General features: G+C 63.9%; 19 protein-coding genes. 16 read left to right on the top strand and 3 right to left on the bottom strand.

Annotated elements, in window-relative coordinates:
• Nucleotides 1-37: 37 nt before the first annotated feature.
• The 11 genes from RHO23_RS19390 (at nucleotide 38) to RHO23_RS19340 (ending at nucleotide 12,708) form a co-directional block, all read left to right on the top strand.
• Entirely contained in the window at nucleotides 38-670 is a 633-nt protein-coding gene (locus RHO23_RS19390; protein WP_064410484.1) for a response regulator, read from the top strand.
• Between the two features lie 493 nt (nucleotides 671-1,163).
• Nucleotides 1,164-2,021, top strand: coding sequence for an MlaE family ABC transporter permease (locus RHO23_RS19385; RefSeq protein ID WP_030097352.1), 858 nt, complete (start codon nucleotides 1,164-1,166; stop codon nucleotides 2,019-2,021).
• A 1-nt stretch (nucleotide 2,022) separates the two neighbouring features.
• Nucleotides 2,023-2,880: an MlaE family ABC transporter permease gene (locus RHO23_RS19380; RefSeq protein ID WP_030097351.1), complete on the top strand. Its 858-nt coding sequence runs from the start codon at nucleotides 2,023-2,025 to the stop codon at nucleotides 2,878-2,880.
• Nucleotides 2,881-4,449, top strand: a complete 1,569-nt coding sequence (locus RHO23_RS19375; RefSeq protein ID WP_064409885.1) for an MlaD family protein — start codon at nucleotides 2,881-2,883, stop codon at nucleotides 4,447-4,449. It abuts the gene before it with no gap.
• A complete protein-coding gene (locus RHO23_RS19370; RefSeq protein WP_070922321.1) occupies nucleotides 4,446-5,504 on the top strand; it encodes an MlaD family protein in 1,059 nt (352 codons plus the stop codon). The genes RHO23_RS19375 and RHO23_RS19370 overlap by 4 nt, the downstream gene beginning before the upstream one ends.
• Nucleotides 5,497-6,543, top strand: a complete 1,047-nt coding sequence (locus RHO23_RS19365; protein ID WP_070922320.1) for an MCE family protein — start codon at nucleotides 5,497-5,499, stop codon at nucleotides 6,541-6,543. Before RHO23_RS19370 ends, RHO23_RS19365 begins: the two co-directional genes overlap by 8 nt.
• Nucleotides 6,540-7,667, top strand: coding sequence for an MlaD family protein (locus tag RHO23_RS19360; protein ID WP_064409883.1), 1,128 nt, complete (start codon nucleotides 6,540-6,542; stop codon nucleotides 7,665-7,667). Before RHO23_RS19365 ends, RHO23_RS19360 begins: the two co-directional genes overlap by 4 nt.
• Complete coding sequence (locus tag RHO23_RS19355) at nucleotides 7,667-8,860, top strand: MlaD family protein (protein WP_070922319.1); 1,194 nt, start codon at nucleotides 7,667-7,669, stop codon at nucleotides 8,858-8,860. Before RHO23_RS19360 ends, RHO23_RS19355 begins: the two co-directional genes overlap by 1 nt.
• On the top strand, nucleotides 8,857-10,107 hold the full coding sequence (locus RHO23_RS19350; protein WP_070922318.1) for an MlaD family protein: 1,251 nt from the start codon (nucleotides 8,857-8,859) through the stop codon (nucleotides 10,105-10,107). The genes RHO23_RS19355 and RHO23_RS19350 overlap by 4 nt, the downstream gene beginning before the upstream one ends.
• 25 nt (nucleotides 10,108-10,132) lie before the next feature.
• Nucleotides 10,133-10,789: a TetR/AcrR family transcriptional regulator gene (locus RHO23_RS19345; protein WP_030097344.1), complete on the top strand. Its 657-nt coding sequence runs from the start codon at nucleotides 10,133-10,135 to the stop codon at nucleotides 10,787-10,789.
• Nucleotides 10,790-10,875: 86 nt separating this feature from the next.
• Nucleotides 10,876-12,708 carry a DUF2339 domain-containing protein gene (locus tag RHO23_RS19340; RefSeq protein WP_412457839.1) on the top strand — a complete coding sequence of 611 codons (1,833 nt, stop codon included), beginning with the start codon at nucleotides 10,876-10,878 and terminating at the stop codon, nucleotides 12,706-12,708.
• A 27-nt stretch (nucleotides 12,709-12,735) separates the two neighbouring features.
• Here the strand turns inward: RHO23_RS19340 and RHO23_RS19335 are convergent, their stop codons facing one another.
• The 3 genes from RHO23_RS19335 to trmB all read right to left on the bottom strand — a co-directional run bounded on the left by RHO23_RS19335 (nucleotide 12,736) and on the right by trmB (nucleotide 17,243).
• Nucleotides 12,736-15,711 carry an MMPL family transporter gene (locus RHO23_RS19335; RefSeq protein ID WP_070922316.1) on the bottom strand — a complete coding sequence of 992 codons (2,976 nt, stop codon included), beginning with the start codon at nucleotides 15,709-15,711 and terminating at the stop codon, nucleotides 12,736-12,738.
• Nucleotides 15,712-15,747: 36 nt separating this feature from the next.
• Entirely contained in the window at nucleotides 15,748-16,326 is a 579-nt protein-coding gene (locus RHO23_RS19330) for an NYN domain-containing protein (protein WP_234796974.1), read from the bottom strand.
• 101 nt (nucleotides 16,327-16,427) lie between these two features.
• Nucleotides 16,428-17,243: a tRNA (guanosine(46)-N7)-methyltransferase TrmB gene (trmB, locus tag RHO23_RS19325; protein ID WP_423488218.1), complete on the bottom strand. Its 816-nt coding sequence runs from the start codon at nucleotides 17,241-17,243 to the stop codon at nucleotides 16,428-16,430.
• Between the two features lie 129 nt (nucleotides 17,244-17,372).
• Here trmB and RHO23_RS19320 point away from each other — a divergent pair, with 129 nt between their 5' ends.
• From RHO23_RS19320 to RHO23_RS19300, 5 genes are all read left to right on the top strand, one after another.
• A complete protein-coding gene (locus tag RHO23_RS19320) occupies nucleotides 17,373-18,437 on the top strand; it encodes a hypothetical protein (RefSeq protein ID WP_070922315.1) in 1,065 nt (354 codons plus the stop codon).
• Complete coding sequence (locus tag RHO23_RS19315; protein ID WP_423488217.1) at nucleotides 18,434-19,897, top strand: hypothetical protein; 1,464 nt, start codon at nucleotides 18,434-18,436, stop codon at nucleotides 19,895-19,897. Before RHO23_RS19320 ends, RHO23_RS19315 begins: the two co-directional genes overlap by 4 nt.
• A gap of 8 nt (nucleotides 19,898-19,905) precedes the next feature.
• Nucleotides 19,906-20,262, top strand: coding sequence for a DUF6802 family protein (locus RHO23_RS19310; protein ID WP_057969253.1), 357 nt, complete (start codon nucleotides 19,906-19,908; stop codon nucleotides 20,260-20,262).
• Between the two features lie 176 nt (nucleotides 20,263-20,438).
• The gene (locus RHO23_RS19305; RefSeq protein WP_423488216.1) at nucleotides 20,439-22,259 is read left to right on the top strand and encodes a phosphoenolpyruvate carboxykinase (GTP); all 1,821 of its coding nucleotides are present in this window, start codon (nucleotides 20,439-20,441) and stop codon (nucleotides 22,257-22,259) included.
• Between the two features lie 47 nt (nucleotides 22,260-22,306).
• Nucleotides 22,307-23,140 carry an LLM class F420-dependent oxidoreductase gene (locus tag RHO23_RS19300; protein WP_057965497.1) on the top strand — a complete coding sequence of 278 codons (834 nt, stop codon included), beginning with the start codon at nucleotides 22,307-22,309 and terminating at the stop codon, nucleotides 23,138-23,140.
• Nucleotides 23,141-23,198: the final 58 nt, after the last annotated feature.

The following is a 23,198-nucleotide window of genomic DNA, read 5'->3' as shown; positions in this document are numbered from 1 at the left end:
AAATCCGGAAAGCATTGACAGTGAGCAGATTTCGGTGATGGTGGTCGATGACCATCCCATGTGGCGCGATGGGGTGTCTCGCGATTTGCAGGCGGCGGGGCTGCGGGTTGTGGCCACTGCCGACGGGGTTGCCTCCTCTGGGCGGATTGCCGCGACGGTGAGACCCGATGTGGTGCTGATGGATATGCAGCTGACAGACGGTGACGGAGCACAGGCAACTGCCGCGGTACTCGCGGCCTCTCCGGGAAGCCACATCTTGGTGCTGTCGGCTTCGGCTGAACGCGAGGACGTGCTGGAAGCGGTTAAAGCCGGAGCCACGGGGTATCTGGTCAAGAGTGCGTCTGCCACCGAGCTCATCGATGCCGTGAAGGCGACGGCCAAGGGGCAGGCGGTATTCACTCCGGGCCTGGCTGGGCTGGTACTCGGGGAGTTTCGGCGGATGTCGAGCGCGCCGTCGACCGAGAGCGACGACACGCCACGGCTCTCCGAACGGGAAACCGAGGTACTGCGTCTGGTGGCGAAGGGTTTGAGCGCCAAGCAGATTGCCACACGGTTGTCGCTGAGTCACCGAACCGTCGAGAATCATGTGCAGTCAACCCTGCGCAAGCTGCAGCTGGGCAACCGTGTGGAACTCACGCGGTACGCCATCGAACACGGACTGGACGAATAGGGCTCTCCGGCTTTCCCTGCTTTCACCGTTGGTGTCGGCGAGTGCAGTTTCAGCAAACATTGGCAGATCAACGCGAGTGTGACGTGCGGCTCCTGGACCCGCGTTTATGGCTCAGAACGCAATGATCGACACCGCACTCCGCGGGCGGCCAGCCAAGGATGGCGCCTCCGTCCAGCGAGACTGTGAGCGGGCACACGTTATGTCAAAAATGCTTTTCACCAATGTAATTCAGCCCGTTGAGCGCGTGCTTCCGACCGGCTCTGGCGGCACATCATCACAAACTGTGACCCACGACACAGTACACCGATCGGTGTGATTTAGGATATTACCAACTGTTAAATTAACGCTTCATCATCTAGCGTCAACGCACATTGGCGCCGCAGCCCTTGGCGCCCAGCGAATACCGGGTCAACGAGGAGTCTGGAATGCGTGGTGCGACGATTCATGCGTCTGGTCCCACTGGACTAGGGGTGGCGCTGCGCCAGTGTCGGCCGTGAGCGGGTCGGAAACCGGAGTCGCTACGGGAGACGGCGTCGCGGCAATCGAGGACTGGGCCACCGGGTACGTCAGGCGTCACCCGCTGGAATCCTTGAGCACGGTTGGTGAGCAGTTCATGCTGGGCGTGCGCACCATTCAATGGTTCTTTGTCGACCTGTTCACCGGGCAGTTCCAGTGGCAGGAGTTCGTTCGGCAGGGTGCATTCCAGGCCGCGACGGCCGTAACGCCGGTCATCTTGGTGACACTGCCCATCGGTGTCACGCTGTCGATCCAATTCGCGCTACTTGCAGGCCAAGTGGGTGCGACTTCATTGGCGGGTGCCGCCAGCGGCATCGCGATCATCCGCCAGGCAGCGTCCCTGGTTGCCGCGGTGCTGATGGCCTCGGCCGTGGGCTCGGCCATCACCGCCGACCTGGGCTCGCGCACTATGCGTGAGGAGACCGACGCCATGGAAGTCATGGGTGTATCCGTGATCCGGCGGCTGGTGGTGCCCCGATTCGCGGCCGCCATCATGATCGCCGTCGCGCTCACCGCGATCGTCTGCTTCGTCGGGTTTCTCGGCGCGTACCTGTTCAACGTCTACTGGCAGAACGGTGCGCCGGGCAGCTTCGTGTCCACGTTCGCCTCCTTCGCGACGCCTGGCGACATGATTCTGGCGGTCCTGAAGGCCATCATCTACGGCGCCATCGTGGCGGTGGTGGCGTGCCAGAAGGGTTTGTCCACCAAGGGCGGACCCATCGGTGTCGCCAACTCCGTCAACGCAGCGGTCGTGGAATCGATCCTGCTGTTGATGATCGTGAATGTCGCCATCAGCCAGCTGTACATCATGATGTTCCCGCGGACGGGGCTGTGACATGACGGTATCCAGCTATCTGTCGCCACGGTTTCGTCCGTTTGTCGTCGTTTACAACAAGATTCGCTCTCCTATGGCCCGTTTCGGTCATATGGTTGCCTTCTTCTTCAGGGCTCTTGCCGGTGTGCCCGTGGTGCTGCGGCAGTATCGCAAGGAGTTCCTGCGACACCTGTCCGATATCGCTTGGGGCAATGGCTCATTGGTGGTGGGTGGAGGAACGGCCGGGGTGGCATTGGTCCTCGGGATCACGGCTGGCGCACTGGTGGCCATCGAGTCGTACAACTTCCTGGATCTGCTGGGTCTGGGGCCGGCAACCGGCATCATCAGCTCGCTGGCCAGCACGCGAGAGCTGGCGCCGATCATGGCCTCGTTGGCATTCGCGATGCAGGCGGGTTGCCGGTTCACCGCGCAGCTCGGCTCGATGCGGATCGCGGAGGAGATCGACGCGATGGATTCGGTTGCCATTAGACCGATTCCGTTCCTGGTGACCACTCGCCTCATGGCATCGATCATCGCCGTGATCCCGCTGTACGTCGCGTGCCTGGCCGTCAGCTACCTGTCCTGCCAGGTTATGGTGCAGATTCTCAGCGGGAGCTCGGTGGGCTCGTATCTGCACTACTTCGGCATCGGTGTCAGTGGTATCGATGTCGTGTACTCCGTCATCAAGACCGTCGTGTTCGTGTGGTTGGCCTCAACTATCCAGTGCTACTACGGCTTTTACGCAAGCGGCGGCCCTGAGGGCGTCGGCATCGCCGCCGGGCACGCCATGCGTGCGGCCATCACCATCGTGATCGTCGTCAACATGCTGCTCACCATGGCGCTCTGGAGTGTGGACGCCGGCGCGAGGCTGGGTGGCTAGATGCCAAACTCTTTCGAAGTGGACGGCCGGGGGCCGTCCGAGAGGCAGCTGCTCACCATGGCCGCCGTCACGCTCATCGCAATCGTGGCCCTCACCGCGACGATGTTGCTCAAGTCTGCGGGCCGCCTCGACGATTACCTGCGCGTGGTCGCCGACCTGACGAATGTCGGGGATGGGCTGCCGCAGAAGTCGGACGTGAAGTATCACGGCGTACTGGTCGGCGAGGTAGACGACGTCACCCCGGCCACCGGTAACAAGCCGAACTTCGTACACATCAACCTCAAACCGCAGTACGCCAAGGCAATCCCGGCGACAGCAACCGCCCGTGTGGTGCCGAGCAATGTGTTCGCGGTGTCTTCGGTGCAGCTTGTTGACCGCGGGCCGGGTGCGCCCATCCGTGCCGGAGCCCATATCGCCGAAGACCAAGAGTTGCCGACGGTGCTGTTCCAGACCACCGTGAGCAAGTTGCGTGATGTTCTCAATGCCACCGGCCGTGGTCGCGAGGACAATTCGGTGGGCATCCTCGCAGCGGTAGCCGCCGCTACCGACAGTCGCCGCGTCAAACTGCTCACCGGCGGCGCCCAGCTCAACCGGCTTATTACCCAATTGAACGAGGTGGTGGCGACTGACTCGGGCCCCTCAACGATCTCGGCACTTCTCGATGCCACTGAAGGCCTCAAGCAGACTGCACCCGATCTGTTGGATTCGCTACATCAGGCGGTGCGGCCGATGCAGACGCTCGCCGAAAATCGTGAGCAGCTCACAAGTCTGGTACACGCGGGGCTGACCACGGTGGGCACCACCAAGCAGGCTTTCGATAACCACACCGACCAGTTGATCGGTATCACCACACACATGACGCCCCCGATCGGTGTCTTCGCCACTAATGCCGACAAGTTCGTTCCGATCTTCCGGAACATGAACAAGCTGTCCCGCAACTGGTTTGAGCAGATGTGGGTGGCAGATCGGGACCTGCCGCATATGCCAATCGCGGTGACTCTGGCTCCGAGCTACACCTATACGCGCGTGGACTGTCCGCGGTACGGGGATCTGAAGGGGCCGAGCTGTTTCACCGCTCCGGAACAGGTAGTGCGACCGGATCTGCCCGAGACGTTGCTTCCGCAGAACTACAAGGTGCCGCCGAATCTGCAACCGCCTCGCGGAACAGTCGTGGGCCCCAACGGAAATCTGGTTGCGGTGGGTCCGCCGTACGTGGTGCCGCCGGGCGGCCCGAACCTTACGGACCCCAACCCGCCTCTGCCGCCATGGCATCCATTTCCGGCGCCGCGTGTTCCGGGCACCCACGATCCCGATGATCTGGAGCCACCTCCGCCGCCTCAGGCACCGCCGATCCCGCCCGCGCCGGTAGCTCCCGGCGCCCATGACAGTGGAGGCGTGCCCGTCGTGCCCGCATCGTTCGGCGGGAACGTCGGGCCAGTCGGTAGTCAGCATGAACGGGATCAGTTGGGCGTGATCACCGGTGGTCTGCGGACTCCTGCCACACAACTGCTGCTTGGCCCCGTGGCCCGCGGGACCGCGGTGTCGTTCGTGAAGGAAGGACCGCAATGAAATTCCGTGGCCCGCTGATCGGGCTTGCGGTCTTCATGACTGTGGCGCTGACACTCGGCTGGTTGGTGTACGCCACGCTTCGCCGCGATGTATCGGGAAGTACTACGGCGTATTCGGCGGTGTTCACCGATGTCTACGGACTGCGTGACGGCGACGACGTGCGCATGGCGGGGGTCCGGGTAGGCCGCGTGCAGAAGATCGAGCTGGTCAACAACGACCAGGCCAAGGTCGACTTCGTGGTCCAGAACGACCAGAAGCTGTACGGCAACACAGTTGCCTCGGTGACCTATCAGAACATCGTGGGCCAGCGTTACCTCGGTCTGGCGCTGGGTAAGTCGGGCGACACCAATGTGCTGCCGGGCGGGTCGACCATCCCAGTGGAGCGCACGGACCCGTCGTTTGACGTGACCACGCTACTCAACGGTTACGAGCCGCTGTTCAGCACGCTGTCGCCCGAGCAGGCCGACAATCTGACCAAGGGCGTTATTCAGTCACTGCAAGGTGACAATGCCTCGATTGTCACGCTGGTTAGTCAAACATCAACTCTGACAAAGACGTTTGCGGGGCGTGACCAGGCGTTGGGTAATGCCATCACCAGCCTGAACACCGTCACGGGCAATCTTGCGCAGCAGAACGACAACCTCGACAAGATGCTGACCCAGACACGGCAGACGGTGTCGGATCTGGATCGCAAGCGGCCCGAGCTGGTGTCCTCGGTGGGCTCGATGGCGCAGTCCATGAGGCGCCTGTCGAAGATCACCGACGAGGTATACCCTTCGCTCGACGAACTCATCACCCGCCAGCCCGGATTCGGAAAGCATGTGGTGAGTATTGAACCGCAGTACGCGTTCCTGGGAGCCAACCTGCCGCTCACTCTGAAGGGGCTGTCTCGCTTTTACTCCGAGGGAGCGTTCATCAACGTCTACATGTGCGACCTGAACCTCACCGGCTTCTTCCCCGGTCTCAATGACGTGATACCGATCATCGTCAACGCCGCTACGCCGGGAAACGTCGCCCAGCACACCCCGCGATGCCGGAACATGGCCAATGGCTGAGCAATCCAGATGGCAGAGGATCAAGAATCGGCCGGTCGAGACCTACAACAAGACCTGGCTCGGGTTCATCGCTATCGCGGCAATCGCTGCGCTGGTGGGTGGCATGCTGCTGGTCAAGGCCATGGGCTTGGGCTACACCACCTACACGGCGGAATTCGCGCAGGCTGCCTCGTTACGCGCGGGTCAGCCGATCACGGTGGCGGGTATACCCGTCGGAAACATCACCGGCATGAAACTGGTCGGTGACCATGTTGAAGCCGGGCTCAGCGTCCGAGACGACATCACGTTGGGCAAGGACACCAAAGCCTCGATCCGTGTCACCACCATCCTGGGATCCCGGTACTTGGACCTGCAGCCCAAGGGTGCGGGGGCGTTGCCTGGCAAGACAATTGATCTCGCGCATACCGAGGTTCCTTACGATCTGCAGGCCGCGCTGGCTGGGGCGACGAACACCTTTGACCAAGTCGATTTCGACAAGGTGGCTCAGTCACTGAGCATCCTCGGCAAGCAGCTGCAGGGACTGCCCAACGTGGTGCCAGAGGCCATGGCGAACATCCAGTCGCTGTCCTCGGTGATCGCCGAGCGGCGCGATCAGTTGGGGACGCTGCTCGAGAGCACCGAAAAGGTGACTAACACCTTGCGTCGCCAGCAGTCCGGCATTGGCGTGCTGATCAACCAGGGACAAGATCTGCTTGGTGAACTCGTGGCCCGCCGCGCCACTTTTCACGCAATGCTGCAGTCATTCACGAACCTGGTTGAGCAGCTCAGCAAGGTCCTGATCAAGGACCGCCCGCAGCTCGACGAGATGCTCAAGACGGCGCGGGGGCTTTCCGACATGCTGGGTAAGCATGACGATCTGCTACGCAGTCTCTACCCGATTGCGCCGGTCTTGATACGCGGTATCGCCAACTCGACAGGTACCGGCAACGCTATCGACATCAACCTGTCGAATGGCCTGTTGGTCGATTCGTGGATGTGTGCGATCAGTGGGCGCGCCAAGCAATTCGGAATGATCCCGTACTTCAAGGACTGCAAATGATGACAATGGGCGCTAGGCGCAGCAGGCTGATCGCGATGGTCGGCACGGTAGTCGTGCTGGCAGCGGCCGTCATCGGCGCGGGGGCGTATTTCGTTAAATCGCAACTCGATCACATCACGCTGACCGCACAGTTCGACAATGCCTCCGGTTTGTATGAGTCGAATGTCGTTGCGGTGCTCGGTATGCCGGTAGGAAAGATTACGAAGATCACGCCGCAATCCGGTTACGTCGAGGTGCAGTTCACGGTCGACAAAGATGTGAAGGTGCCTGCCGATGTCCAGGCAGTCACGCTGTCCACCTCGATTCTGACCGACCGCCAGGTCGAGCTGTCTCCGCCCTATCGCGGCGGGCCGACTCTCAAAGACGGTGACACCATCGGATTGGACCACACCAAAACCCCGGTGGAGTTCGACAGGGTGCTAGGCATGCTGGACCGGCTTTCATTGTCCCTCAAAGGAGATGGCAAGGGTCAGGGGCCGGTGGCCGATATCGTCAACTCGGCTGCCGGGGTCGCCGATAACAACGGGGAGAAGATCAAGTCCGGGCTCGGTGAGTTATCCAAGGCGCTGCGCCTGAGTTCCGAAGGTGGGGTGACCACCCGCGAGCAGTTGACCACCATCATCAAGAACGTCAGCTCGCTGTTTGACGCAGCGGCAGCCAACGATGGCAAGTTGCGTGAATTCGCCTCTACTGTTCACCAACTGAGCCAAATCCTCGATGATGAGGCATTGGGAACCGGGTCCACTGGGCACAAGTTCAACGATCTGGTGAAGCAAGCTGGAGACATTGTCGAGGCCAATCGCGACAACCTCAAACAAACCATCCTCAACTCCAACACCGCGCTCAAAGCGGTAGTGGACAACCAGCGTGAGATCTCCGAGTGGATCGACGTCCAGCCGTTGGCATGGGACAACATGTACAACGTCGTGGACCAGGATAACAAGCGGCTGCGTGTCCGGTTCATGACCGACCGGCTGCTATTCGAGAGCCAGATGGACAAGGAAATCTGCAACATGATGGGCCTACGTCAATTGGGCTGTGGCACCGGGACATTGCAGGACTATGGACCCGATTTTGGGCTGACCTACATGCTGGACGGACTCGCGGCGATGGGGCAGAAGTGATGGGCGCGCGCAAGATACTGGCGGCTTCGGCGGTCGCGGCCGCTGGTGTGTTGAGTGGTTGTGCCACTAACGGTCTCGGTGACCTGCCCCTGCCCGCGCCGGGTATCGGCAGCGGCGGATACCGCCTCACGGCGCTGTTCGCCAACGTCCTCAACCTGCCGGACAGTGCGAAGGTCAAACTCGCCGGTGCCGATGTGGGACAGGTCGACGAGATGCACGTGAGTAACTACACGGCGATCACTACGTTGCGCATTTCTGACGGGGTTCGGCTGCCCAAGGGCAGCACCGCCGAATTGCGTTCGGCCACACCACTCGGTGATGTTTTTGTCTCGATCCGGCCCCCTGCGGGGGCACTGTCGGATGGCCCGCTCCTGAAAGACGGTGACACCATCGGTCTGGACTCGACGACCGCCGCCGCCACAGTGGAATCGGTACTCAGCTCGGCCGCGCTAGCCTCCAACGGGGGCGCCGTACGCAACCTGACCAATATTGTCAATGGTTTCGGAAAGGCGACCGGTGATCAGGGCCAGGCATTCGGCGATCTGATCAACGACTCCAATCAGTTACTGGGAAAGCTGAATTCACGCTCAGCGGAGATCTCTGACGCCCTTACCCAGACTTCGCAGCTGGCTGACCGGATCGACGCCAAGAACCAGGCTATTACCGATATCGTGACGGCGGCGGGGCCGGCCACGGAGACGCTGGCCGCCAATACCGCGCAGCTGTCCGAACTCTTGGTGATGGCGGGCGACACCACCAAGCAGTTGCAGAAGTTCCCATCGATTGCCGGTACCGACACCAGTGGTCGCAGCGTTATCAAGGACGCCAATACCGTTGCGAAGGCATGGAATGACGTGGCGCTGGATCCCGATACCAGCCTTGCTGCCTTCAACCGGATCATGCCCACCGCGATCAAAGCAACCGCCGGTAACTCGCTGTCCCTCACTGCGGGAATAGACCAGTTGGTTCTCGGCTCGATACCCGATGCGGGTTCTCACGCCGACACAGGTCTACACGGCCCTAAGCGATACAACTGGGCGCAACTGGTGGGGTCCGTTAAGTACACGCTATGGCGCTTGCAGGAACGCGTCGTCGGCCAGGGTGCGTACGGGCAGGAAGTTCCGGTGCGCCCCAGCCCCACCGAGCCCGGTGTCATCGAGACCATCCCGCCCGCTCCGGGAGGTGGGCGATGATCAACGCGGTTGCAAATACTCTGGTCGGCGCTGTGCGTGCGGGCCACCGCCAGAAGGCGGCGTTGTCGGGTATCGCTCTGGCGCTGACCATGGTCGTGGCGGTGGTCTATCTGTTCGTAGGCGCGTTGCGCGTCAACCCATTTGCCTCGACGTATCGGGTGATGGTGCAGCTGCCGGAGTCCGGTGGGTTGTTACCGAATCAGGATGTGGCGTTGCGGGGGGTCAAGATTGGGACGGTGCAGTCGCTCGAGATTACCCAGCAGGGTGTGAATGCGACCGCCGAGATTCAATCCAGGTACCGGATTCCGACTGCGGCGAAAGTCCGCGTGACGGGTTTGTCGGCAGCCGGTGAGCAGTACCTCAACTTCGAGGGCGGGCCCGGTCAGCAAGGCCCGTTTCTGCAGGACGGCGCCGTGATCTCTGAGGGTGCGCAGGTGCCGGTGACGTTGGCCAAGCTGTTGGCCGATGCCGATGGTCTGCTGGCGCAGGTGGATCCCAAGAAGCTGGAGCTCATCAAGAAGGAACTGAGCCTGAGCAAGGAAGGTCCGCGCAAGCTCACCGAGATCATCGACGGCGGCACCTTCTTGCTGAGCACCCTGGATTCGGTGTTGCCGGAGACCACCAGCCTGCTCAAGACCAGCCGGGTGGTGCTCACCTTGGCCGCCGACAAGAACTCGGGCATCCAAGCCACCGCCAACGAGCTGGGCCGCACCCTGCGCGGCATCGAGAAGATGCAAAACGGCTACCGCACCCTCGTCGATCAAACCCCCAAAACCCTGGGCGCCGTCGACAACCTGTTCGCCGACAACTCCGACACCATGGTCGCGCTCCTGGCCAACCTCGCTTCGACAGCGCAGATGCTGTACGTGCGTACCCCAGCCATCAACGCGTTCTTCCCCAACTACCGGGGCTCGGTGTTCGGTGGCATCGCTGACACCATGCGCGACGGTGGTGTGTGGGCCACGGCAGATCTGTACCCGCGCTACGCCTGTGACTACGGCACCCCGCGAGTACCGCCCTCATCGGCCGATTTCCCGGAACCGCCTATCTATACGTACTGCGCCAACGACGATCCGGCGGTTCTGATCCGCGGGGCCAAGAACGCTCCGCGCCCCGCGGGCGACGACACTGCCGGACCTCCCATGGGTGCCGACCTCGGGAAGACCACGGACCCCACTCCCAAGGGGAGGTTCACCATCCCTACACCTCAGGGCGGGCCGACACTACCCATCGCGCCCCCGAGCTGATCCAGGACATGCGGTGGAGTGACACATGGATGACGAAAACAACGCAACCGCACCGAGAAAGCGCCTGCCCCGGGGGCAGGGTTGGCTGCTGCGACAGCAGATCATCGATACGGCAATGGATCTCATCCGCAGATCGGGCGAGGCCCGGGCCCCGTCGGCCCGTGAATTGACGCGGGCGCTGGGCATCACGGCGCCGTCTTTCTACCGGCATTTTTCGAGCACCGACGAGTTGGCGGACGCGCTGTGCTCCAGGTACTTCGAGCAACTCGGTGAGGCACTGCAGCGGGCAACGTCCAACATCGCTGCCGGGGTGGAACGTCTTCACACACTGGGCCTGGCCTATGTGCGCTTCGCCGCGCAGAACCCGTTGATGTACCGGTTCGCGACCACCCGACCACCACGGCGGGGTATCGAATCTGACGAGATACTCAACAGTTCAGCCTTTTTGCATCTTCGCGGCGTTGTTCAGGAACTCGTCGACGAGGAACTGTTCCCGCCGGGCAATACCCTGGAACCGGCCTTGCAACTGTGGGCGACCACGCATGGGGTTGCCTCGCTGCTCGTCACCAGGCCGCAACTGCCGTGGGGCGAGCAGGAGTCCTTTGCCTCCCGGACCCTGTACACCGCGTATCTGGGTCACGTGGCGGCGGATGCGCCGGACCGGATGCGTGGTGCTGAGTAGCGCTACCTAACGGCGTGAGAAACCCCTACCCATCGAGGTAGGTCTACGTGTTCACTACGGGACCCGTAGCCGCGACGCTCAGAGGCATGACAGATCCACAGCTGCAGCAGATGACCGCCGCGCTTGATGAGTTGGACGGGCGTGAGCGCGCCCTGCGTGCGGAGCTCGATGCGTTGCGGGGCCGAATGGTCGAATGGACTCAGGCCGAATATCTCAAGGCGCAGCGGTATTGGGATGACTACCGGCGCGCTCAGGGGGCGCCTCCGCTGGCTGCACCGGTACCCGCGAGACACACTCCGGTGGCTGCTCCCGCGCGGCCCGTTCAGGCCCCGGTGCCTACCACGCCCCTGCCGCGGGAGTCATTTTGGGCACGTGAAGGATTCGCCAGCAAGGCAATGGCCCTCGCGGGCGCGGTGGTGACACTCGCGGGTGTGGTGATGCTCCTGGTCCTCGCCGCCAAGAGCGGGTACTTCGGTCCGATCCCGCGCATGGCCTCTGGCGCCGTCCTTGCCGCGGGTCTGGTTGCCCTTGGCATCCGGGTGCAATCCAGACCTGGTGGCCGTGTCGGTGGTATCGCCACCGCAGCAACAGGATTCGCGGCGGGGTACTTTGATGTGCTGGCACTCACGGTGATCTATCACCGGATTCCAGTGATTGCGGGACTGGCGCTCGGGCTGACCATCGCGGGCGCGGGCCTGGTGTTGGCGCGGCAGTGGAACTCTCAACCCTTTGCGGCGGGTGTGGTCGGCGCGATCACGGTGCTGGCGCCTATCCTCACCAACGGTTTTACCGTTGAACTTGCAGCTTTCGCACTGGTGCTACTGATCGCGAGTCTGCCTGCCCAGATTGGCCGGAATTGGCCAGTACTGCATGCTTTTCGGACCGTGGGCGTCAGCTTGACGCTGCTGGGCGCGATTGGTGCCGCGGCAGGGGAGGAGCACCCGCACGTCTTGCTCATCATGGCGGTGCTGGCACTGTTGGTCACCCTGGTGGGGTCGCTGTGGCTGCTTACCGGAGATGAGGGTGATCTCACCTCGTCGGTGATGATCGCGGTTGCTTGCACACCCGGCCTCTACGGTGCCCTGTTCCTCCCGGTGTGGCCGTTGGGCGTGCTGATGCCGGTTGGGGTCGCCGCAGTGATGGGTGCGGTGCTGCTGCTGGTGGGTGGCCTTCCGATACATGCGCGCATCACCATGGCCTCGGTGGCGGGGCTGGCGCTGCTGCAGGCATCGGTCCAGGGCGCCCGGGACGCCCTGCTCGTGGTGGTGCTGCTGGTGCTTGCACTGACCCTGTCTGCCCTTGGATATCAACTGAGGGAACGTATTTCGTTGGCGCTCGGGCAGGCGTTCGGTGTGCTGGGCGGTGCGGCCTACATCGCGTACGTACCCCCGGAACTACTGACCAACTCGGCTAGCGCCGTGCGCGGTGCGGGTCCGCTGTTGATCGTGGCGAGCGTGCTGAGTGCCGCCACGGTCGGCATGGTGATGGCGGCGATGCATCGGGTCGGCTGGGCGAGCCCGCAGTCCGCTCCGGCGCGTGGCGTGCTGGCCGGGGTATCGATTCTGTACTCGGGGACCGCGGCTGTTGTGCTCTCCGGCACCGCGTTGCTGGGCAACAACGATGGTTTCCTGCTGGGACATGGTCTGGCGACGGTGTCCTGGATGGTCGTCTCCGTGACGCTGCTGCTGGCGGGCCTACGGCGCTACCGTGATCAGAGCTGGGTCACCAGAACGGGATTCGTGCTTGCAGCGATGGCCGTTGCCAAGCTGTTCCTCTTCGACCTGGCCACTCTCGACGGCATCGCCCGTATTGGAGCTTTCATCGTCACCGGGCTGCTACTCCTGGGTGGCGGCACGCTGTACGCACGCGAATACGCAACGCGCGATGAGCAATCCGTATCGAAGATGCCTGTGAAGTAATTCCAGCTGCCGGTGGCAGGGGCGGCGCTAGATGCGGCGCCCCTCGCGGCGTAGCAGATCCTGCGCGCTGACACTGCCACCACGGCTGCGGCGAGTGGCCTCGTCCGCTTCCTGTTGCTGTTGCGGCGTGCGCTTCTGATCGGACGCAGGCAATGCTTCCGTCGCGTCGGCGGACGGCGGCGCGGTCTGCTGGGCCCGTGACGGACGGGGTGCCCGCGGCGGTCCCTGTCGAGTGGCGTCGGGATTGGCGACAGGCATTGCCGTTGTCGCATCCTCACCCGAGGTGCCATTGGCAGGGTTGGGCTTCGCGACAGGAATCGCGGTGGTCGCGTCGCCTGCCTCGGCCGGGGCAGAACCGGGCTGCTTGGGGCCGCGCAGCTCGCCGAGCCACGATTCGATCTCCCGATCGGCGTTCCGGGGGGCCGGGCGCTGAGCGCCGGGGACGCTGCTGCGGGTGGTCGGAGCGTCCGGGCCGGTCGGATTGCCGCCAGGCACGCGCGTGGTGGGCGCGTCGGTAGGCGCAACGTTCTTGCCGGGCACCGACATCCGCGTTGTCGCAGGGGCGTCCCCACTGTCGTCGCTCGCGATGTTGACCGGAGTGGTCGGAGGAGCGGGAGGTGGCGGAGTGGGCCGCGCCGGTGCGGACGGATCATGTTGGCGCGGTGTGGGTGTCGAGGGCAACCGGGTGCGCTCGGAGGCGATCTGCAGCTTGGTGGTGCGTGCGTTGGACCCGACCGGAGAACTGGCAGCCGCGATGGCCTGCTCGCGTCCGGTCGGGCGCTTGCGCTCGTCGGCCAGGGTGACCTCGCCGAGGCCGAGCTTCACCTGGATGCGCTTCATCCAGGCCGGTGCCCACCAGCAGTCGTCGCCGAGCAGCTTCATGACCGCCGGGATGAGCAGCATGCGGACGACGGTGGCGTCCAGGATCAAGGCGGCGATGAGACCGAAGGCCAGATACTTCATCATCACCAGATCGGAGAAGGCGAAGCCGCCGGCCACCACGATCAGGATCAACGCGGCCGCGGTGATGATCCGCCCGGTGTTGGCAGTACCCACGCGCACAGCCTCGGTGGTGGACAGGCCCTGATGCCGCGCCTCGATCATGCGGGACATGAGGAACACTTCGTAGTCGCTGGACAGGCCGTAGATGACGACGATGATCAGCACGATCACCGGCGCGGTCAGCGGTGTCGGAGTGAAATTCAGCCACTTGGAGAAGTGTCCGTCGACGAATATCCAGGTCAGGATGCCCATCGTCGAACCCAGGCCCAAGGCACTCATGACGGCTGCCTTGATGGGCAAGACCAGTGAGCCGAACGCCAGGAACATCAGGATTGTGGTGACGCTGATCAGGATCACGATCACCAGCGGGAGCTTGTCGAACACGGTGTCGATCGAGTCCTGCTCGAGGGCGGGAGTACCACCGACATACATCGTGACGCCCTTGGGAACGGACATCGCGCGGAGCTCTTTGACCTTGGCCCCGGCGGTATCACGGTTGATCAGGGCGTTCTGGATGACCTTGACGCTGGCGTCGCCGTCGGTCTTGACGGACTGGCGGCGCTGCCACATCTGGCTCTTGTCTCCGCCAGGTTCGACGAACCCGGGAACCTTCATGGCGTCGGCCCGGATCTGGTTGAGCTGCGAATCCGTGGCGCCCTTGGTCACGATGGTGATGGTCTCGGTACGGAACCCGGGGAACAGCTTGTCGAAGTCCTCTTGAGCTACGCGAACCGAATTCGTTGGCGGCAAGTACTTTTCACTGAATCCGCCGAGCTTGAGGTTGCCCAGCGGGATGATCAGCAGCAGCATCACGATGACGATCGGAACGGCGAAGACCAGCGGCCGCTGCATCACGAAGACGACGGTGCGTCCCCAGAAGCCGTTCTCCAGCTCCTCGCGCGACTTGGTGCGGCTGAACCGCTTGATGCTCAGGGCATCGACATGGCGCCCGAGAACACCCAGGCACGCCGGCAGCACGGTGACCGCCAGAATCGCGGCGAGTAGCACCGAGGCGATACCGGCGTATGTCAGCGACCTCAGGAACTGCTGCGGCACGATCAGCATCGGCATCAGGGCGGCCGCGATCAGCGTGGCCGAGAACATGACGGTGCGGCCGGAGGTGATGACGGTGCGCCGGACCGCGGTTTCGGTGTCGTAACCCTCGGCGATTTCTTCGCGGAAGCGGCTAACGATGAACAGCGAGTAGTCGATGGCGATACCCAGGCCGATGAGCGTGACCACCGGCTGAGCGAAGAAGTGCACGGGGGCGAACAGCGTGATCAGCCGCATGATGCCGAGTGCGCCCGCGATGGTCAGACCGCCGACCATCAGCGGCAGGCCCGCGGCGATCACACCACCGAAAACGAAGAACAGCACGACCGCCATGATCGGGAGCGACAGCACCTCCATGCGCTGCTGGTCGGTACCGATGGTTCCGGTCAGCTCGCTGGCCACGGGCTGCAGGCCGGCCAGCTGGATGTCGACGCCGTCGAGCAGGAACCTGTTCTTGGCGGGGTCGTGGTCCTTATCCGGATCAGACAGCGCTTTGTAGTTGTTGAGGATGGTGTCGTCGTCGTCGCCCTTGAGGCTGACCGAGACAAAGGTGTGTTTACGGTCGTCGGTGACCATCCGTTTGACGGTGGGGTCTGTGGTGGTGGGGGCGCGCAACCAGCCGGCCCAGCCGTAGACCTCGTTGGGGTTGTCCTTCTGAAGCTGGTCGAAGTGGTCGATGACCTTCTTCTGGAAAGCGGGATCGTCGACCGTCTTACCCTCGGGGGCTGCGATGACGGCGACGACGTGGGTGGTCCGGTCGCGTCCGAGCGCGTCGTCGGCCATCACGGAGGCCTTCACCGACTCGCTGTTGTCCGCGAAGAAGCCACTCTGCGTCACGTGGTCGCCGAGCGTTATCCCGAAAAGCCCGGAACCCAGGCAGACCGTGACGAACGCGGCAACGACGATGAACCGATACCGGTACACCATTCGGCCCCACCAGGCGAACACAGAATCTCCTAACTAGCGTCTCTCACGCGCCGGTTTTCATGTCCTGGACGTCAGCAACGCCGACAAGGGTCGGAATGGCTGCAACCAGGCGCCTTCGTCGGGGAGCGAATCTAGACCCACCCGCGGTAAGGCTCGGGGGAAAACTCCGGGTATGTCCTCGAGATCGACGAACTCCAGAGTATCCGAGGTTAGCGCCCAACTCGCATGTTCGCGAAATCCCAGCACACTGACGGGCACCCCGTCACCGGCGATTTTCTCCATCGGTTCCCGGAAAGCCTGACCATCCGCCGAGGCCACAAGCACCCCGGCCAGGCCTTCGTCGGACCGTAGCTCGATGTGAGCAAGCATGTCGACGTCGACGTCGCTGTCTTCGTCGATCTTGGGTTTGGCAAATACCGCAAACCCAACATTGCGCAGCGCCTCGACCCATGGGCGCACCACGTCGGCATTTCCCGGCGCGATATTGGTAAACACGGTGGCCTCGGGTTCGACGAGGCAATCGGGGTGATCCGCCGAATAGGCGGCCGTGCGTTCGAGCAGCCAGCGGCCCAGGGCGTCGAACCGGGGCCGGTTCTCCGCGGAGGGGCGGCCGCCGATGATGGCGCCCAGGCCCATGTCGAGGTTGGGTGCGTCCCACACCAGCAGTACTCGCAGCACCCGGCGTCGGTGGGCCGTCTCGTCCACGGTGTTGGGGCGCTCCAAGTCCTCGGCGAGGCTCACAATCGCTCCCAGACGAAGTCGTTGATCGCACTGCCGACCGTGTGCGCTTTCCCCTCGAACTTAGTGGTGGGCCGGTTCACGGAGACGGGAATGCGCGGATCGTCGAGCTCAAGACGCCGCAGCGTGGACTCGTTATCGCCCACCTCGGCGATGTGCTGGGCGTAGTTCGCGTGATCGGTGGCCACATGCAGGGTGCCGCCCGGCCGGAGGCGGTCCGACAGCAGTGCCACGGTGCCCGGTTGGAGCAGCCGCCGCTTGTGGTGGCGGGCCTTGGGCCAGGGGTCCGGGAAGAACACCCGCGCCGCGGTCAGCGATCCCGACGGCAGCAGGTACTCCAGCACGTCCAGGGCGTCGCCGCGGATCAGCCGGATGTTCTCGATGCCCTCACGATCGATCGCCGAGAGCAACTGCGCCAGGCCCTTGCGGTATACCTCCACCGCAAGCACATCGAATTGTGGTTCTTCTAATGCCATCGCGGCGGTGGATGTGCCTGTGCCACAGCCGATTTCAAGAATCAAGGGCGCAGTGCGGCCGAACCAGGCCGCAGGTTCCAGCGGTGGGCAGGTGCCGTCGGCTTCCCGGGCGACGCGCCCATAGGTCGGCCAGGATTTGTCCCAGGCCTTCTGCTGGCCGTCGGACAGCGATGACCCTCGTGAACGGAAGCTGGATACGCGGCGGGGGTGGTGGTCGCGGCCATCCGTACCGGCAGTGGAATCGACACCGCCGGTCCCAGGGAGCTCGTCGGTGGCTGTTTCAGATGCCACACAGCCCGGCTCCTGGCCGTCATAACGCATCTTCCCATGGTCACTCATGGGCGGCGGATCCCATAATCCCAGCGCATATTGATACTCAACAGTTGCCTACCAGGGTGGAACCCTCCATCGGATCGGGTGACAATGTGAGCATTTCCGTAAGCGCGATGAGATTGGGTCTGCAAAGCAATGACGCGGGGGTTCGAGGTCTTCCGGGGAGCGCTCGACCGGTTCGTCACGCGTCCTGAGGTTCGCCAGGTGCACGGCGGCCAGCGGATTCACGATCTGGCGGTGCGGTCGGGAGACCCTCTTCGGGTTACCGTCCGGGGCCGGGCCGGTGTGGGCGTCACCAGCGTGATCGGCGCGTTGGGACGCACCCTGCCGGTAGCGGACGGGCCGGGGCATGCGCTTATCGAGGTGCCAATCCCGTCGGAACCGATCACGGCTGACGTCGACGTGGTGGTGTTCGCGGAGGCGCTCAAGCCCGAGGACCGCGCGGTACTGGAGGCATCCCACGCACCCAAGGTGCTGATTCTCAACAAGGCAGATCTGACCGATCCCGGCGCCGCTCGCGGCCCCTGGACCGCTGCTGTGGAGAGGTGCGCCCAGTACCGCCTTGAGACGCGGGTACCGACACTGCCGTTATCGGCGCACGTTCCGCTGGCGGATATCGATGAAGCCATGGTCGAGGCCCTCAAACTGATGGTCGGGGACCCCGCGGACACCAGCTCCGTCGATGCCTTCGTCACCGGCACACACCAGGTGCCGGTTTCGATGAGGCAGCGGTTGCTCCATGAACTGGACCTGTACCCGATGGGGTGCGCGATCGGGGCGCTTCGGCAGGTTCCCACCCTGGCGGCCCCGGGACTCGCCGCACTGCTGCGCGACCTGTCGGGCATCGATGCGGTGGTGAACGCGATTCGCGCGGCCATTGCCCAGGGCTGGTACCGCCGAATGCGCGCCGTGCTCGCCGAACTCCGCAGGATCGGCGTGACGGGTGTTCTGCCGGTGCAGATCGACGCCTTCTTGACCAGTGACGATGTGGTGGTCGCGGCGATGCAGTGTGCGGTGGATGCCGCGACGGCGGCGGGCCTGACGGTGGAGCTGAGCGATCATCCAGAAGATCACCGCTACCGCGCCGAACACTGGCAGCGATTCGCCGCCGGACCGGTGAATGCCACATACGCCGCAATGGGCACGGACATCGTGCGGGGATCGCTGCGCTTGTGGCGGCTGGCGGGGGGCCGGGCGTGACAACTCCTACCGACAAGCGGGTCGACGAGCTGGTGCTGGCGGTAGACCCCACACTCGGTCCGCTCGGCGTGCACGTGCACGACGCCGTGATGGTGACCGGCAGCTGGCTGGCCGGCGCGAGCACCCTGGCCACCGAGCTGTCCTCACGCATATCGGGTGTGCGCATCGTCGAGCCTGAGGAGCTGCAGCACGGGCAGGCGCCCTCGGCGGTGGTTTTCGTGTGCAGCGGAACCGCACCGCTCACACCGTCGGACTGCGGTCTGATTCAGCTGGCCGCCGCCAACACCGATGCGCTTGTCGCGGTGGTTTCCAAGATCGATGTGCACCAGTCCTGGCGTGAGGTCATGAACCGGAATCGGGAGATCCTGGCCGAGCATGACTCGCGGTTCAGCAGTGTCACCTGGCTGGGGGTCTCGACGCGTGGCACGGCGGCGGGACTCGACGAATTGGTGCGGGCGGTGCGCAGGGTTCGTGAGGAACCTGCCCTGGCCGAGCGAAACCGGCTGCGTGCCTGGGCGACTCGTCTGCAGGGAATGCTGAATGTGCCGCCGGAGGCCGGGGAGGGTGCACGCGCGGACGAACTGCGCAATCAGCGGCAGGCGGCGGTACGGCGGACGCGTTCGGGTAAGTCCGAACGGACCTTGGCGTTGCGCAACCGCATCGCGCAGGCACGCATGACGCTGCTGTACTTCGCGCGCAAGCGGGTGGGCTCGGTGGCCGGCGAGCTGCGCGAGGACATCGCCGAACTGAAGCGCCGTGATGTGCCCGGCTTCGGTGATCGGGTGCGGCGCCGGGCGGCCGAGGTGGTGGCCGAAGTGGAACAGGGCACCGAGGAACACTTGGCCGAGATCTCTGCCGAGGTAACCCAACGCTGGGCGGCACCGCGCCCCAGCGCGAATCGTCCGGTGCCGCCCGAAGCGGCCGATCCTTCGGTGCGATCACGTCGGCTGGAGACCCGGATGATGGCGCTGTTCGGGGTGTTCTTCGGGCTGGGCGCGGCGTTGACGGTGTCCCGGTTGGTGGCGTATGCGCGTCCCGGCCTGGCGCCGGCGGGATTGGCGGTGGGCCTCATCGCCGGTGCCTGCATCGCGGTGTGGCTGGTCGCGGTGCGGGGACTCCTGCACGATCGGACGGTGCTGGACCGGTGGTTGGGAGACACCACGGGAGAGCTGCGGGCGTACTTGGAGCAGTGGGTCGCCGCGCGGGTGCTGGAGGTGGAGACCAGGCTCAACGCCGATCTGGTCGAGATCGACGAACGTGAGAACGACAAGCTGGCCGCCCGGGTCGGGCAAATCGATTCCGAGCTGCGTGAGGCCGCTATGAACACCGCGCGCGCAACGGCGCTGCGCAACCGCGACCTGCCCTCCGTACATAAAGCGTTAACGGCGGTCACCGAACGGCTGGACGCGATCGCGGGGACAGCCGAGAATAGATCGATAGGCCGCGCGCGCGAGGGTTAGGCAGAGACATGATCGATGGTTTTGACCAGGGTTTCCATGTGGGCCTTGGGGGGCCAGGTGAAGGGGTGCACGAACCAGGCCATGCGCTCAGCCCCGATCTGCACGTCGATCACCACATGTACCTGCCCACCGATGGCGGTCTGGTGGACCTCGGAACAGACCTCATCGACACCGACCATGACGGCATCGGCGACACCGTCACGCTGCATGAACCTGACGGGTTATCGGTGGTGTCCGACATCGACGAGGACGGTATCGCCGACAAGGTGACCACGTTCGGGGCGGACGGCACGTATGAGACCTGGGCCCGCGGTGCGGGTGCGCACTGGGAGCTCATCGAGCACGGTCGCGTCGGCGGTAAGTAAATGGGCTGGGGTTGTACCGCGGGGAGTACTGGCCGAAGCTCGCTTGTTATTGATGGATACGTACCAACCCCGTTTCACGCTGAATAGCGCCAGCGCTAACCTCATATATCTAGGTTCCGACCAGCGCCGGTGCGGCAACTGCGTACCTCACCCGGCTCAACGAGGAGATGCTCTCGATGACAGCAGCGACCATTCCCGGTCTTGACAACGCTCCGACGAAACACGCCGGATTGCTCGCTTGGGTCCGCGAGGTCGCTGAGCTGACACAACCTGATCGGGTCGTGTTCGCTGATGGTTCCGATGAAGAGTTCGAGCGCGTTTCTCAGCAACTAGTGGACGCGGGCACCTTCCAGCGGCTCAACTCCGAGAAGCACCCCAACTCGTTCCTGGCGCTGTCGGACCCGTCGGACGTCGCCCGGGTGGAATCGCGGACGTACATCTGCTCGGAGCGTGAAGAGGACGCCGGTCCCACCAACAACTGGGTGGACCCCACCGAGATGCGCGCGACCATGACCGAGCTGTTCCGGGGCAGCATGCGCGGACGCACCATGTGGGTGGTGCCGTTCTGCATGGGCCCGCTCGGTGCCGAGGACCCCAAGCTGGGTGTGGAGATCACCGATTCGGAGTACGTCGTTGCCTCCATGCGGGTGATGACCCGCATGGGTGCCGCCGCTCTGGAGAAGCTGGGCGACGACGGATTCTTCGTCAAGGCGCTGCACTCGATCGGTGCCCCCCTGGAGCCCGGTCAGGAAGACGTGCCGTGGCCGTGCAACGACACCAAGTACATCACCCACTTCCCCGAATCCCGTGAAATCTGGTCGTACGGTTCGGGTTACGGCGGTAACGCGCTGCTGGGCAAGAAGTGCTACTCGCTGCGCATCGCCTCGGCGATGGCCCATGACGAGGGCTGGCTCGCCGAGCACATGCTCATCCTCAAACTCATCTCGCCGGAGAACAAGGCCTACTACGTGGCCGCGGCCTTCCCGTCGGCCTGCGGTAAGACGAACCTCGCCATGATTCAGCCGACCATCCCCGGCTGGCGCGCAGAGACTCTGGGTGACGACATCGCCTGGATGCGCTTCGGCAAGGACGGCCGTCTGTACGCCGTCAACCCGGAGTTCGGCTTCTTCGGCGTGGCTCCGGGCACCAACTGGAGCTCGAACCCCAACGCCATGAAGACCATCGAGGCCGGCAACACCGTCTTCACCAACGTCGCACGTACCGACGACAACGACGTGTGGTGGGAAGGTCTGGAGGGCGAGCCCGAGCACCTGATCGACTGGAAGGGTCAGGACTGGGTTCTGCGGGAGACCGAGACCAAAGCGGCGCATCCGAATTCGCGTTACTGCACCCCGATGTCGCAGTGCCCCATCCTGGCTCCCGAGTGGGATGACCCGCAGGGTGTGCCGATCTCGGCCATCCTGTTCGGCGGCCGCCGCAAGACGACTGTGCCGCTGGTGACCGAGGCCCGGGACTGGCAGCACGGCGTGTTCATCGGCGGCACCCTGGGTTCGGAGCAGACCGCGGCCGCCGAGGGCAAGGTCGGCACCGTGCGCCGCGACCCGATGGCGATGCTGCCCTTCATGGGTTACCACGTGGGCGACTACCTGAACCACTGGATCAACGTGGGCAAGCAGGCCGACGAGTCCAAGCTGCCCAAGGTGTTCTTCGTGAACTGGTTCCGCCGTGGCGATGACGGACGCTTCCTGTGGCCCGGATTCGGCGAGAACAGCCGGGTGCTCAAGTGGATCGTCGACCGGATCGAGCACCGCGCCAACGGTGTATCCACTCCGATCGGCACCGTTCCAGGCGTCGAGGACCTGGACCTGGCCGGGTTGGACGTCGAGGAGGCCGATGTGGCCGAGGCGCTCGCGGTGAACAACGATGAGTGGCTCGCGGAGTTGCCGCTCATCGAAGAGTGGTTCGAGTTCATCGGCGACAAGCTGCCTAGCGGCGTCAAGGACGAGTTCGACGCGCTCAAGCAGCGGCTGGGGTAGTTCGTATCTGGTCGACACTCCAGGTGGATCCTGCATAGGGTTGTGCAATGCGCTTCGCATTCAAGACATCTCCGCAGAACACCACCTGGGACGACATGCTGGCCATCTGGAAGGTGGCCGACGAGATCGACGTCTTCGAGTCCGGCTGGACCTTTGATCACTTTTATCCGATCTTCTCGGATTCCACCGGGCCGTGTCTGGAGGGCTGGATAACCCTCACCGCGCTCGCGCAGGCCACCCGGCGGCTGCGCGTCGGGGTGCTGGTGACCGGTATCCACTATCGGCATCCGGCCGTGCTGGCCAATATGGCCTCGGCGTTGGACATCGTGTCCGGTGGTCGCCTCGAACTCGGTATCGGCGCCGGCTGGAACGAGGAGGAATCCGGCGCCTACGGCATTGAACTGGGCAGCATCAAGGAGCGATTCGACCGGTTCGAAGAGGCCTGCGAGGTGCTCACCGGTCTGCTGAGCCAGGAGACGACGAGCTTTGACGGCACGTTCTATCAGCTCAAAGACGCTCGCAACGAGCCCAAGGGGCCGCAAAAACCACACCCGCCGATCTGCATAGGCGGCAGCGGCGAGAAGCGCACGTTGCGGATCACCGCCAAGTACGCGCAGCACTGGAATTTCGTGGGCGGACCGCCCGAGGAGTTCGCGCGCAAGCGCGATGTGCTGGCCGCGCACTGCGCCGACATCGGCCGGGATCCGGCTGAGATCACGCTCTCGGCCCACATTCGGCTCGGCGAGGATCGCGATTACGCGAAGGTTGTCGATGAGGCAGCCGCGCTAGGGGCCGAGGGGCTCGACGTGGCGATCATCTACTTGCCTCCGCCGTACGACACAGCGGTGCTGGAGCCGTTGGCGGAGGCGCTGCGAGGCTGATGACGAGAAGGCATCTACGTAGCGGCTGGCGTTCGTAGATGCCTTCTCGGCCAACGGT

It is taken from the genome of Mycobacteroides sp. PCS013 (assembly GCF_049532645.1).
GTDB classification, from domain to species: Bacteria; Actinomycetota; Actinomycetes; order Mycobacteriales; family Mycobacteriaceae; genus Mycobacterium; species Mycobacterium gwanakae.
This window is presented reverse-complemented; position numbering and strand designations above follow the sequence as displayed.

Coding starts and splice junctions, on each gene's coding strand:
- RHO23_RS19360 (WP_064409883.1), top strand. CDS start 6,540: ATGATGACAATGGGCGCTAGGCGCAGCAGGCTGATCGCGATGGTCGGC.
- RHO23_RS19350 (WP_070922318.1), top strand. CDS start 8,857: ATGATCAACGCGGTTGCAAATACTCTGGTCGGCGCTGTGCGTGCGGGC.
- trmB (WP_423488218.1), bottom strand. CDS start 17,243: ATGAGTGACCATGGGAAGATGCGTTATGACGGCCAGGAGCCGGGCTGT.
- RHO23_RS19310 (WP_057969253.1), top strand. CDS start 19,906: ATGATCGATGGTTTTGACCAGGGTTTCCATGTGGGCCTTGGGGGGCCA.
- RHO23_RS19365 (WP_070922320.1), top strand. CDS start 5,497: ATGGCTGAGCAATCCAGATGGCAGAGGATCAAGAATCGGCCGGTCGAG.
- RHO23_RS19370 (WP_070922321.1), top strand. CDS start 4,446: ATGAAATTCCGTGGCCCGCTGATCGGGCTTGCGGTCTTCATGACTGTG.
- RHO23_RS19340 (WP_412457839.1), top strand. CDS start 10,876: ATGACAGATCCACAGCTGCAGCAGATGACCGCCGCGCTTGATGAGTTG.
- RHO23_RS19355 (WP_070922319.1), top strand. CDS start 7,667: ATGGGCGCGCGCAAGATACTGGCGGCTTCGGCGGTCGCGGCCGCTGGT.
- RHO23_RS19380 (WP_030097351.1), top strand. CDS start 2,023: ATGACGGTATCCAGCTATCTGTCGCCACGGTTTCGTCCGTTTGTCGTC.
- RHO23_RS19305 (WP_423488216.1), top strand. CDS start 20,439: ATGACAGCAGCGACCATTCCCGGTCTTGACAACGCTCCGACGAAACAC.
- RHO23_RS19345 (WP_030097344.1), top strand. CDS start 10,133: ATGGATGACGAAAACAACGCAACCGCACCGAGAAAGCGCCTGCCCCGG.
- RHO23_RS19300 (WP_057965497.1), top strand. CDS start 22,307: ATGCGCTTCGCATTCAAGACATCTCCGCAGAACACCACCTGGGACGAC.
- RHO23_RS19330 (WP_234796974.1), bottom strand. CDS start 16,326: ATGGGCCTGGGCGCCATCATCGGCGGCCGCCCCTCCGCGGAGAACCGG.
- RHO23_RS19320 (WP_070922315.1), top strand. CDS start 17,373: ATGACGCGGGGGTTCGAGGTCTTCCGGGGAGCGCTCGACCGGTTCGTC.
- RHO23_RS19375 (WP_064409885.1), top strand. CDS start 2,881: ATGCCAAACTCTTTCGAAGTGGACGGCCGGGGGCCGTCCGAGAGGCAG.
- RHO23_RS19390 (WP_064410484.1), top strand. CDS start 38: ATGGTGGTCGATGACCATCCCATGTGGCGCGATGGGGTGTCTCGCGAT.